The organism is Mesorhizobium sp. M8A.F.Ca.ET.208.01.1.1 (genome assembly GCF_004791315.1).
In the GTDB taxonomy this organism is placed as follows: Bacteria; Pseudomonadota; Alphaproteobacteria; order Rhizobiales; family Rhizobiaceae; genus Mesorhizobium.
Genome location: NZ_SRUT01000001.1, coordinates 1,329,958 through 1,341,980, shown reverse-complemented (window position 1 = coordinate 1,341,980; position 12,023 = coordinate 1,329,958). Strand labels below are relative to the sequence as shown.

The window sequence follows — 12,023 nt, the reverse complement described above, 5'->3', positions numbered from 1 at the left end:
TTGCAGCCTCGCGAAAGTTCCCGGCCCTTTTTAAGCCGATCGCCTCAGTCGTCAAATTACGCTTCAGCAATTCAATGCGCGTGAGGCGCCGGCATTGGTGTTTTGCGAATAAGCGAGACATTGCCGCCGCGGTGCTGTCTAGTGCCGGTTCCTGTACTCCGGGGGGATCAGGGTGGAGCTCCAATTTCTGCTTGTCGGATTTGCCTGCGCGGTCGCCGGCATGTTGTCGTTCATCACCTTCGTGAAATGGCGGGAGGTGCAGGCCCTCAGCCACTGGTTGCCGACGCCGGGAAAGATCATTTCGTCGCGCGCCGAGGCGCGTGAGGTGAGAGTCTCGGGCGTTGGCCCGGACAGCAATGACACCACCGAAATCCGCAATTTTCCGGCGATCACCTTCGAATACAAGGTGGGCGGCAAGAAATTTCAAAGCTCGCGCTACAGCGTGAAAGAGAATTTGGGAAATTTCGAAGTCGCTGAAACCCTGGCGCAGTTTCCGCGCGGCGCCGAGGTGACTGTCTTCTACAATCCGGCCGATCCGAGCAAGGCGGTGATCGAGCGCACCTTTCCCGATGGCGCCTTCAAATTCATGGCCAAGCTGTCGGCGGGACTGGTGATCGGCACAGTGGTTCTGGTGTTTTCCGTTGGCGGCGTCCTGGAGGGGATCAGGCCGCATCTGGCCAAGCCGCAGAATCTCGGGGCGGCGGCGCTGCTGTTGTTCATGGGCCTGTTCGTCCTGCGCATGGGTTTCGCCCAGAAGGCGCTTGCCAGGCAAGCGGTGCAATGGCCGGTCGCCGCCGGCCGCATCGATGCGTCGGGCCTGCAGACGATCCGCGCCAACGGCAGCTATCGCTGGCGCACCGTCTTTCGGTCGCGCATCGTCTACAGCTATGGCGTCGCCGGACAGCACTACAGCGCCGATCGTGTCGCTTTCGGCGTCAGCGTGACGGCCTCGCTGCCCGGCCTCGTCGGCGGTCAGGCAAGGCGTTATGTCGAGGGCAGCAAGGTCGACGTGCACTATGACCCGGCCAATCCCGCCTCGGCGGTGCTCGAATGCCGCGTGCGCGGGCTGTGGCTGCTGTGGGTCTGTTCGGTGGGCTTTATCGGCGCCGCGGCCTGGCTGGTCGTTTGAGGCGCCCGCTTTCATGACGAGGCATTCAATGATCACTGGCAAACCGGCCTTGTTCTTCCTGGCTCTGCTCGGCGCCGTGCAGGCAGCGAGCGCAAAAGAGTGTCTGTTGAGCCACGCCACCTATCGCGAGCCGCGTTCGGGTGCGGTCATGCAATTCCGGCCGCTCCACAATGAGCCGGCAGCGCAGACGGCCGAAGTGTTTTCGCTGACCGTGCCGAAGACCGATATAAGCCTGCCGGCCGACATCACCTGGACCAATGGCAGGAATTCATTTCCGCTCGGCACTATCCGCCACACCTGCACCGACGACGACCGCGAGGCGGGGCTGGAGGATGGCAGCGGTCTATGCCGGATATGGATGGGCCAGGTCTATGCCTTGACCGGAGGCGGCGCCGAGCAGCTTAACTCGCGCGAAGCGACGCCGGCGCCGAAAGGGCTGTTGCTGCCTGATTTCGGCGCTGCTTTCACCGAATTTGCCGACTTCGCCAAAGCCAATCGGAACGGCTCGGCATGGGACGCCTTCACTTTGGCGGGATGCAGCGATGAATAGCGCGATGGGGCTGATCAGCCTGACCTGCGCCCTCTTGGCACCGGTGACGGGCAATTGCCGTGGCTCGTGCCGAAGAAGCCCTCATCATCGCGCCGCCCGGCGACAAATGCGTTTGGGAAAGCACCGTATATCATCGGCTCGGTCGTAAGATTGGGCCGAACAAAAAGCCAAGGCCGACCCCTTCGGGCCGGCCTTGGATACCGTGAATAAGCCGATGTTTAGTGCCTCAAATTCTTCTCAGCTGCACCCGCTCGTGGCGCCGCACGTGTCGCACTTCTCGCAAGTCCCATTCCTTACCATGGTAAAATTCTGGCACTCGGAGCAGGAATTGCCGGTGTAGCCTTGCAGCAGCGACTTGGCGCGGCGGTCGGCGGCGAGTTTCTTCGCCTCGGCTGCTTCCTGGGCCGCCGTATCGGTGAACAGCGCCGCGGTGGTATCGGTCGAGGCATCGGAAGCCGCTTCCTCGAAGGCGATGTCCTCGGCCAGTTCCTTGGCCCGCTCCTCATAGTCGCGCTTGTAGGCGATCGCCTCGTCGCTCGCCGGCTTCAACGCCAGCACGTTGGAGCCGGAGAAGGCCGTCGGCGCCGAGCGGGCAGGGGTGCCGGAGCCGGCAAAGCCCTTCGGCTCGCTGCCGCTTGCCCTCGACACCAGCTTCACCGGCGAACCGCGGGTCAGGCCCTTGGAGACGGCGTCGGTCTTGCCCTCGCTGATGCCGCGGCCAAGCGCGGTGTTGGAGAAGTCCGACTGGTCGACATGGGCGAGATCGTTGCGGCCGAGATAGGAGATGGCCAGTTCACGGAACACGTAGTCGAGGATCGACGTCGCGCTCTTGATGGCGTCGTTGCCGATGACCATGCCGGCCGGCTCGAACTTGGTGAAGGTGAAGGCGTGCACATATTCGTCGAGCGGCACGCCATATTGCAGGCCGAGCGAGATCGCGATGGCGAAGTTATTGAGAAGGCCACGCAGCGTGGCACCCTCCTTGTTCATGTCGATGAATATCTCGCCGAGACGGCCATCGTCATATTCGCCGGTGCGCAGGAATATGGTGTTGCCGCCGATCTTGGCCTTCTGCGTATAACCCTTGCGGCGGCCGGGCAGCTTTTCCTGCTCGCGCGACACACGCTCGATGATGCGTTCGACGATGCGTTCGGTGATCTGCGCCGCGCGCGCCGCCGCCGGTGCCTGGATCAGCTGCTCGACCGCATCGTCCTCGTCCTCCTCGCCATCGGCGAGTAGCGAGGCATTGAGCGGCTGCGACAGCTTCGAGCCGTCGCGGTAGAGCGCGTTGGCCTTCAGCGCCAGTTTCCACGACAGCATGTAAGCGCTCTTGGCGTCCTCCACCGTCGCGTCGTTCGGCATGTTGATGGTTTTGGAGATGGCGCCGGAAATGAACGGCTGTGCCGCCGCCATCATCTGGATGTGGCTGTTGATCGAAAGCGAGCGCTTGCCGATCTTGCCGCACGGGCTGGCGCAGTCGAACACGGCGAGGTGCTCGGCCTTGAGGAAGGGCGCGCCTTCCAGCGTCATAGCACCGCAGACATGGATGTTGGCGGCCTCGATGTCCTTCCGGGAGAAGCCCATCGCCGGCAGCATTTCGAACGAGAAGTCGTTGAGCTGCTCGTCGGTGAAGCCAAAAGTCTCCTTCACCCAGTCGGCGCCGAGCGTCCACTGGTTGAAGACGAACTTGATGTCGAAGGCCGACTTAAGCGCGGCATTGAGCGCCGCGACCTTGTCGTCGGTGAAGCCTTTGGCCTTGAGCGAGCCGGGGTTGACGGCCGGCGCCTGGTTGAGATTGCCGTGGCCGACCGCATAGGCCTCGATCTCGGCGATCTGGCTCTCGGAATAACCCAACGTGCGCAGCGCTTCTGGCACCGCGCGGTTGATGATCTTGAAATAGCCGCCGCCGGCGAGCTTCTTGAACTTCACCAGGGCGAAGTCGGGCTCGATGCCGGTGGTGTCGCAATCCATGACCAGGCCGATCGTACCGGTGGGTGCGATCACGGTTGCCTGCGCGTTGCGGTAGCCATGCTCCTCGCCCAGTTCGATGGCGCGGTCCCAGGCAGCCTTGGCGTGGGTGGCCAAATCCTGCTGCCTCAGGTCGGACGCCACGAGAGGGACCGGATTGACGGCGAGTTTTTCGTAACCGTCCTTGTCGCCATAGGCGGCGCGGCGATGGTTGCGCATGACGCGCAGCATGTTCTGGGCGTTGCGGTCATAGTCGGGGAAAGCGCCGAGCTCGGAAGCCATTTCCGCCGAGGTGGAATAGGCAACGCCGGTCATGATCGCGGTCAGTGCTGCACAGATCGCGCGGCCCTCGTCGGAATCGTAGGGAATGCCCGAGGTCATCAGCAGGCCGCCAATATTGGCGTAGCCGAGGCCGAGCGTGCGGTAGTCGTAGGAGAGCTTGGCGATCTCCTTCGATGGGAACTGCGCCATCATGACCGAGATTTCGAGAACCATGGTCCACAGCCGCACGGTGTGCTCGTAGGCAGCGATGTCGATCGTGCCGTCGGCATTGCGGTAGGGGAGCAGATTGATCGAGGCGAGGTTGCAGGCCGTGTCGTCGAGGAACATGTATTCCGAGCACGGGTTGGAGGCCCGGATCGCACCGGCGGAGGCGCAGGTGTGCCAGTCGTTCATCGTCGTGTTGAAATGCAGGCCGGGATCAGCGGAAGCCCAGGCGGCGTAGCCGATCTTTTCCCAGAGGTCGCGAGCCTTCAGCGTCTTCAAGACCTTGCCGTCCTTGCGGGCGGTCAGGTGCCAGTCGGCGTCGGTCTCGACGGCGCGCAGGAAATTGTCCTTCAGCGACACCGAATTGTTGGAGTTCTGGCCCGAAACGGTGAGGTAGGCGTCAGAATCCCAGTCGGTGTCGTAGGTCTTGAACGACATCGAGGTGTAGCCCTGCTTGGCGAACTGGATGACGCGGTAGATGTAGTTTTCCGGCACCGCCGACTTCTTGGCCAACTTGATCTCGCGCTTCAGCGCCGTGTTGATGGCCGGATCGAAGCAGTCGTCGTCATGGCCTTCGCAATTGACGCAGGCCTTCATGATCGCTTCGAGATGCTTCTTGACGATCTTGGAACCGGTCACCAGCGAGGCGACCTTCTGTTCTTCATTGACCTTCCAGTCGATGAATTCCTCGATATCGGGATGGTCGGCGTCGACGATGACCATTTTCGCCGCTCGGCGCGTCGTGCCGCCCGACTTGATGGCGCCAGCGGCGCGGTCGCCGATCTTGAGGAAGCTCATCAGGCCGGACGAGCGGCCGCCGCCGGACAGCTTTTCGCCTTCGCCGCGCAGCAGCGAGAAGTTCGAGCCGGTGCCGGAGCCATATTTGAACAGGCGCGCCTCGCGCACCCACAGATCCATGATGCCGCCCTCGTTGACGAGGTCATCCTGCACGCCCTGGATGAAGCAGGCATGCGGCTGCGGATGCTCGTAGGACGACTTCGACTTGGTCAGCTTGCCGGTGAAGGGGTCGACATAGAAGTGACCCTGGCTCGGACCGTCGATGCCATAGGCCCAGTGCAGGCCGGTGTTGAACCATTGCGGCGAGTTCGGCGCGACGCGCTGCGTCGCCAGCATATAGGCAAGCTCGTCGCGGAAGGCGCGCGCGTCTTCCTCCGACGCCTTGAAGTAGCCGCCCTTCCAGCCCCAATAGGTCCAGGTGCCGGCCAGCCGGTCGAAGACCTGGCGGGCGTCGATCTCGGAACCATAGCGCTCGGCTTCCGGCAGCTTGGCGAGTTCCGCTTCATCGGCGACGGAGCGCCACAGAAAGGAGGGGACGTCGTTCTCCTCGACCTTCTTCAGGCGCGCGGGGACGCCGGCCTTGCGGAAGTATTTTTGGGCCAGGATGTCCGCGGCGACCTGGGAGAACTGCGCCGGCACATCGATGTTGTCCAAGCGGAACACCACCGAGCCATCCGGATTCTTGATCTCGGAAAGCGCCTTGCGGAATTCGATCTCCGCATAAGCAGATTGGCCTGGCTTGGTGAAACGACGCTCGATGCGCATTGGTCCGATCCCTTTTGTCCATATATAGCGCTTTCATCAGGGGATTTCTGCCCCCAAAAGACGAAACGCGCAGTCCGCCGTTTGCCGGCACTGCGAACAATGCCGGCATCTCCACTTCGCGGGCGCGGCCACGAACACGACAAAACCCCCTGCCGGGCGTTTGCCGAGGCTGCCAATCGACCCCGCGGGTCCCTCAAAACTGAATTTTTCGATTCCCTCACCTGAGGGAAATTCACACTATCTAGCGTCGAACCTAGCTGCAAACACTAAATATAGTATTAACAGACAATTTATTCCAGTCCGACAATTCTCCCTTTCGTCGCCCACCACCCACGATCCCAACGCTTCCGCCGGCCTCGTAAACAGGCGGAAATGCGGGCAAAACGCACATAATCCGGGAAAAAGACCGGGCTCAGAACTTTCCGGTCGCGCTCTCAACAGGAGCACATGGCCTATAAAAGGCGACTCGTTTCGAGCCGTCAAGGATTCGTTTGCGTAGCTTTTGTGACCCCAACATCTTGTGTGTCACACATGTGGATAACGGGGATAGAATTGACCGCTGTGGCGGCCATTTTTCCGCCGGCAGGTATGCGCGATCCCCGTGCGTGTACGCGGACTGCGGAAATACTGTGCCGCGAACTCAAAAAGCCCGGCACGCCGGTGCGCCAGGGATCAGCCGTAATGCAGCTTCGGCTTGGGTTCAGTGCCGGTGAACTGGACGCCGAGTTGGTCGCTGCGGCGCCAGCGGACCTCGCAGCGATAGGCGACGCCGTCGAGCGGCACATAGAGAAGGAAATGATCGGGAACCCGGGCCTCGAGCGGTATTTTCAGTTCGGCGCCGCCCGCATGCTGGTTACGCACCATGCAACTCACTTCGGAATTCTGGATACCGGTGATGATCGTTCCACCCTTGAGCACGCGCGGACGATGCTCGCGCTGGGGCTCGGTGGACTCTTGCTGAAGTGGGTTTACAGGGTTCGCCATCGATGAAACGCGCCAGATTGGCCAATTTCTATCGAAGAAAAATTAGCAAACCATTCACGCGATACATCACATGGTTGTGAAATGATTACGATCCACGCACGGGGTGGATGGCCTGCGCCCTAGGAGAACCTGCGTGGGTCGGCGCAGAAATAGGCGATGATCTGACACAGGTCCGGTTCATTGACCATGCGCACCGCTTCGCTGGAATTGACCCATTTGCGGATGCGGGAGTGCTTTTCCTTCCAGCGGTCGGCGACCTTGTCGACGTGCAGCGGATACACCAGCACCTCGCAAGGCACTTCTTCGCCCGAAGCCAGCACCTTGGCGTAGAAATAGCGGCCGGCTTCGAGGTGGGAAATGTTTCCGCGCAGTCCCGCTTCCTCGGCGGCCTCGCGCGCTGCCGCTTCGCAGAGCGGCTCCCGGGCTTCCGGCCAGCCTTTTGGAAGCACCCAGCGGCCGGTATCGCGGCTGGTGATCAGCATGACCTCGACGCCGTTCCCGGCATCGCGCCAGGGCAGGGCGGCAACCTGCAGACGACACGGCGCCGTACCAAAGAGTCGCCGGACCCTCTCAGCCAGGTGGTTGTGTGTGGTTGGCCGTGTCAACATCGGAGAAGCTAGCCCCAAGCCTCCAGAATCGTTTGCCGTCTCACGAATCTTACGGCTAATTGTGACCAATAAAAGTAAAAACTTTGGTCAAGCTGGCTGATTCCCGTCAACAGAGGTCGATTTCACAGGATATCTTGTCGGCGGATCAGTCTGCGCAAGCAAATATTATCGCCGGCGACGGCCTGATTGGGGAAAAAACGGCTTGCCGCGAATCAACCGGCGTGATCGTCGGCGATCGGCTTTTGATAGGTGAAACCCATGTCCCAGGGAAAATAGATCCAGGTGTCCTGGCTGACCTCGGTGACGAAAGTATCGACCAGCGGCCGGCCCTTGGGCTTGGCGTAGACGGTCGCGAAATGGGCCTTGGGCATCATTGCCCGCACGATGCCGGCGGTCTTGCCGGTGTCGGTCAGGTCGTCGATGATCAGCACGCCGGCGCCATCGTCGGCCAGCAAGGCCGGCGTTATCTCCTTCAGCACCTGCAATTGTCCCTGGCTGGTGTAGTCGTGATAGGAGGCGACACAGACTGTCTCGATGATGCGGATGCCGAGTTCGCGCGAGATGATCGCCGCCGGGACCAGGCCACCGCGCGTAATGCAGACGATAGCCTTCCACTGGCCTTTGCTGGTGCCGGCAAGCCGCCAGGCAAGCGCGCGGGCGTCGCGATGGAACTGGTCCCAGGAGACCGGGAAGGCTTTTTCGGGAAGGGACATTTTTCGCGCACTCCACGGCACGCGGCGGCCGCGTGCGAGAAAACAGGTGAATGCGCGCGGAATTAACTGGAAACCCTTGGGTTTGGCAAGGGAGAGCGGTCGCGATCGCTGTGGACTTATCTCGACAGGAAAGTCGCTACCTGCGCCGTGCGCAGCACCGTGCGTGTCACCCCGCCGAACAGAAGCTGGCGCAGCCAGGAGTGGCTGTAGGCGCCAAGCACCAGGAGATCGGCACCGGTCTCCGCGATCCTGTTCTGGATCATGTCGTCGACCGAACTCCCGCCCGATTTCTGCACCGAGACACTGACGGTGGCGCCGTGGCGCGACAGGGCCGACGCGATTTCGGCGCCCGCGGCCTCCGGGCTTTCGTCGAGCGTATCGGGCGGATCTATGACCAGTATGTCGGTTTTCTCGGCCTCGATGATGAAGGGCAAGGCATCGAAGGCGGCGCGGGCGGCCTCCTTACTGCCGTTCCAGGCGAGCAGCACGCGTTTGAAGGTGGTGACGAGAGGACCGGCATGCGGCACGACCAGGACCGGCCGGCCGGCATCGTAGACCAGCGTATCGACGTCCGCGCTCGGATCGCCGCCGGTCTCGCGTTGGGCGGCGATGATGAGATCGGCGGCGCGCACGCTTGAAATGCCGGTCAGCGCGCTGTCGCCGGAGAAGCTCTCCAGGCTGCGCCATTCGAAGGAGAGGCCGGAATCCTCGACCCGCCCGAGGAAGACAGCCTGGAGCTTGTCTGCCCGCTCCCGATTCATGTCGGCGGAAACCTGCAGGAACTCCGTATCGGGAAAGCCCGTCGCCGACGTGTAGGGCACTGGGAGCGCCTCGGCATGGATGCCGATCAGATGGCTCTCGAAGCGGCTGGCAAGCGGAATGGCGCAGTCGAGCACCCGCTCGGCGTCCTGTTCATTCTGCAGAATGGCAACGATGGTCTTGAAACGCATGATGATCCCTCAATCTTGCGAGCGACCGGCCTCGCGGCAGGGAAACGTTACAGCCCCGTTCTTGGTTCCGGCCCGGCCGGATCAGTTCGCCTTGTCGGCGAAGCCAGCCACCATGGCCTCGACGTCGGCGCGCGCGGCCTCAAGCGCATCCGCGCTGCGGGCACGCACCACAAGTTCAGTCCAGAACTTGCCGTCGCCATATTTGGGGTAGGAGCCGATGATCGTATCCGGATGCGCTTTCTGGATCTCGCCCAATGGCCCGCCGACAAGGCCCTCGCCGAACGGGCAGTGCACCGTGGCCGACAGCATTTTGGTGCCGGCTCTCAGGTTCGGGACGACATTGTCGAGCATGGCCTGGAAGATCGACGGCACGCCGGCCATGACATGGACGTTGCCGATGCGGAAGCCGGGCGCCACGGACACCGGGTTGTCGATAAGGTCGGCGCCGCGCGGCATTCGCGCCATGCGCTTGCGGGCCTGCGTGTATTCGATGCCGCGCGCGGCATAGCTCGCCTCCAGCAGGGCGTAGGCCTTGGCATCGTATTCGCAAGGCACGCCGAACGCCTTGGCGATCGAATCGGCCGTGATGTCGTCATGCGTCGGACCGATGCCGCCGGTGGTGAACACATAGGTATAGCGCGCGCGCACGGCGTTCACCGCCGCGACGATCTCGTCTTCCTCGTCGGGCACGATGCGCACCTCTTTCAGGTCGATGCCGATCGCCGTCATGATATCGGCGAGGTGGCCGATGTTCTTGTCCTTGGTGCGACCGGACAGAATCTCATCGCCGATGACCAGCATGGCGGCAGTAACGATTTCAGGCATGGAAGGCTCCGGCAGACGCGCAGTCTGAATAGCGCGGCGGACGAGCGGCGGCAATGCCGCCCAAATGGCGGACGACCCGGCATACGGGGATATCACCTGGATTGCAGTGGTTGGCTGGCCTGGACGGGAACAAGCCTGATTGTTCTCGGACCCGGGCTGTGAACGACCGCCTCGCCAAGTCGGTCTGTTTTGTCCATCCTTGCGGCGCCATCGCGGGCGGGTAAGGTGCGCGGCTCGGATCCGGGTGACGAATGCTGATGTCGATTCTGCTCTGGCTGTTTGGCGCGGCGTTTCTTGCGGCGATCCTCGTGATTGCCTCTCTGCTGCTGGCCACGCTGTGGATAGCGGCGAAAGCGGAAAGATTGGTGCCGCCGGTCGGAAAATTCGTCGAGATCGACGGCAACCGCATCCACTATGTCGATGTCGGGGAGGGACGGCCGGTCGTCTTCGTGCATGGGCTTGGCGCCCAACTGCATCATTTCCGGCACACCGTGTTTGGCCGTTTCGGTCCTGGCTACCGCCTGATCGCGCTCGACCGTCCGGGCTCGGGCTATTCGTCGCGGGCAAGCGGAGCGACGGGCCGCTTGCCCGAGCAGGCCGAGATCATCAGGCGCTTCATCGAAAGCCTGGGACTGGAAAGGCCGTTGGTGGTGGGCCATTCGCTGGGCGGCGCCATCACGTTGACCCTGGCCGTCGAACATCCCAATGCGATTTCAGGCATCGCATTGCTGGCGCCCTTGACGCATCTGGAGACAAGGACGCGCCAAGGATTTAACCTGCTGTACATACCTTCACGCCTGTTGCGGTGGTTCATGGCCTATACCGTGGCGATACCGGCAAGCCTCAGATATGCCCGGCCGACGATGGACTTCATCTTCGCGCCGCAAGCCGTCCCTGGCGACTATATGAGCGGGGGAGGCGGATGGCTCGGCTTGAGGCCCGGCCACTACCATGCGACATCGACCGATGTCGTGGCTGTCGAGGAGGATCTCGGCCACATCGAGCGCCGCTATGGCGAGATCGCCATACCGGCCGGCATTCTCTTCGGCGGCGCCGATCGCGTCATCGGCATGGCTGTCCATGGCGAGCCGATGCGGGAAAAGGTCGAAGGACTAGATTTCGAACCCGTCGACGGTCTCGGCCACATGCCGCAATTCGTCGAGCCGGAACGGGTTGTTGCCTTCATCAAACGCATCGCGCGACGTGCTTTTTCAGATGCGGCATCACCAAGGGTTCACGACAATTTCAATGAACCATCCGGCTGATCGCCGGGTTTACCCCGTGTCGCATCCCAAGGCGGCCAAGATACGGAGTAATTCAATGTACAGAAAACTTTTCGCAGCATCCGTCCTGACGATCGGTCTCGCCACATCGGCGATGGCCCAGTCGTCGGACGCTACCTATTCCAACCACCACAATTGGTGGCTGTTCGGCAATGAGGATTCCTCTGCCGTCGACCAGAGCACCACCGGCAGCATCCACGGCGATGGTTCCGGATTGAATACCCTTGGCAATCCTGGCCCGGCCGGACCTTGTGCCTCAAACACTCCAGGCCCCGATGCCAATGCTCAGCGCAACATCAACGATCAGTACTGCGGCAAATAGCCAGCCGCCTTGTCGCCCGCCGCCGGACGCCATCTTTCCTGGCGTCGGCGGCTGGCGCCTGGCTGGATATCAATCCGAGATTTCGGTCTGAGGCCGGTCGCGGCCGTCGGCAAGTTCCTCATGCCATTTGCCCTCGGCGTCCTCATACTGGATGCCATCGGTGGAACCCGCCACTTGTTGTTCGGCCGAAGCGATCTCGGCGGCGCGCAACGCATCCTGATGGGTGGGAAATGTCTCCGAGAAGGTCGCGCCGACCTTGTAGGCCCAGCCACCGTCATGCTCGACGATCTTGTAAGTCAGCTTCGCCATCAAAACCTCCAGTTAAAGGTCCGCCTGCTCAATGCAACCGGTCGTCTGGCAGCCGGTCGTCGGGCACCAGCACTTCCGATTCCTTGGCGGCCTCGATCAGTGCCCGGCGCGCTTCCGCCGTCGAACGATATCCTTCCAGCACTTTGAGGCAAGTGTCGAGGGCATCTCGATGACGAGGTCCGCGATTGAGCGGCCACACAGTCATCAGGCACTCCGCCGCCTCCTGGGTCGAGCGGATATGGCGATATTTGCCGACATGGCCAAGCTCGACCACGACGGGCGTCTCAAAAGGCTTGTTGTCCATCATGGCCGCAACGCAAAGCAGCCAATTTG

At 62.1% G+C, this 12,023-nt stretch carries 12 protein-coding genes; 4 read left to right on the top strand and 8 right to left on the bottom strand.

What is annotated here, in order from left to right:
• Window positions 1–172 precede the first annotated feature (172 nt).
• Entirely contained in the window at window positions 173–1,129 is a 957-nt protein-coding gene (locus EN851_RS06790) for a DUF3592 domain-containing protein (protein WP_245520700.1), read from the top strand.
• Window positions 1,130–1,157: 28 nt separating this feature from the next.
• Window positions 1,158–1,679, top strand: a complete 522-nt coding sequence (locus EN851_RS06785; RefSeq protein WP_135915513.1) for a hypothetical protein — start codon at window positions 1,158–1,160, stop codon at window positions 1,677–1,679.
• Between the two features lie 237 nt (window positions 1,680–1,916).
• Here EN851_RS06785 and EN851_RS06780 read toward each other — a convergent pair whose 3' ends face one another.
• The 6 genes from EN851_RS06780 to EN851_RS06755 form a co-directional block, all read right to left on the bottom strand.
• Window positions 1,917–5,696: a vitamin B12-dependent ribonucleotide reductase gene (locus EN851_RS06780; protein ID WP_135928809.1), complete on the bottom strand. Its 3,780-nt coding sequence runs from the start codon at window positions 5,694–5,696 to the stop codon at window positions 1,917–1,919.
• A gap of 672 nt (window positions 5,697–6,368) precedes the next feature.
• On the bottom strand, window positions 6,369–6,680 hold the full coding sequence (locus EN851_RS06775; protein WP_135928808.1) for a PilZ domain-containing protein: 312 nt from the start codon (window positions 6,678–6,680) through the stop codon (window positions 6,369–6,371).
• Window positions 6,681–6,799: 119 nt separating this feature from the next.
• Window positions 6,800–7,288 (bottom strand): NUDIX hydrolase, encoded by a 489-nt coding sequence (locus EN851_RS06770; RefSeq protein ID WP_127869515.1) that lies wholly within the window; start codon window positions 7,286–7,288, stop codon window positions 6,800–6,802.
• A 212-nt stretch (window positions 7,289–7,500) separates the two neighbouring features.
• Window positions 7,501–8,001 (bottom strand): xanthine phosphoribosyltransferase, encoded by a 501-nt coding sequence (gene gpt, locus EN851_RS06765; RefSeq protein WP_127280162.1) that lies wholly within the window; start codon window positions 7,999–8,001, stop codon window positions 7,501–7,503.
• A 116-nt stretch (window positions 8,002–8,117) separates the two neighbouring features.
• Complete coding sequence (locus tag EN851_RS06760) at window positions 8,118–8,951, bottom strand: universal stress protein (protein ID WP_127280163.1); 834 nt, start codon at window positions 8,949–8,951, stop codon at window positions 8,118–8,120.
• An 81-nt stretch (window positions 8,952–9,032) separates the two neighbouring features.
• Window positions 9,033–9,776: a competence/damage-inducible protein A gene (locus EN851_RS06755; protein WP_135928807.1), complete on the bottom strand. Its 744-nt coding sequence runs from the start codon at window positions 9,774–9,776 to the stop codon at window positions 9,033–9,035.
• A 257-nt stretch (window positions 9,777–10,033) separates the two neighbouring features.
• On the opposite strand from EN851_RS06755, the gene EN851_RS06750 reads away from it, so the two are divergent.
• Complete coding sequence (locus EN851_RS06750; protein WP_245520699.1) at window positions 10,034–11,041, top strand: alpha/beta hydrolase; 1,008 nt, start codon at window positions 10,034–10,036, stop codon at window positions 11,039–11,041.
• Window positions 11,042–11,096: 55 nt separating this feature from the next.
• Complete coding sequence (locus tag EN851_RS06745) at window positions 11,097–11,381, top strand: hypothetical protein (protein WP_135928805.1); 285 nt, start codon at window positions 11,097–11,099, stop codon at window positions 11,379–11,381.
• A 69-nt stretch (window positions 11,382–11,450) separates the two neighbouring features.
• Here the strand turns inward: EN851_RS06745 and EN851_RS06740 are convergent, their stop codons facing one another.
• Together EN851_RS06740 and EN851_RS06735 are read right to left on the bottom strand one after the other, a co-directional pair.
• Complete coding sequence (locus tag EN851_RS06740) at window positions 11,451–11,690, bottom strand: DUF2188 domain-containing protein (protein ID WP_015318080.1); 240 nt, start codon at window positions 11,688–11,690, stop codon at window positions 11,451–11,453.
• Between the two features lie 28 nt (window positions 11,691–11,718).
• Entirely contained in the window at window positions 11,719–11,997 is a 279-nt protein-coding gene (locus tag EN851_RS06735; protein WP_127280167.1) for a DUF982 domain-containing protein, read from the bottom strand.
• Window positions 11,998–12,023 lie beyond the last annotated feature (26 nt).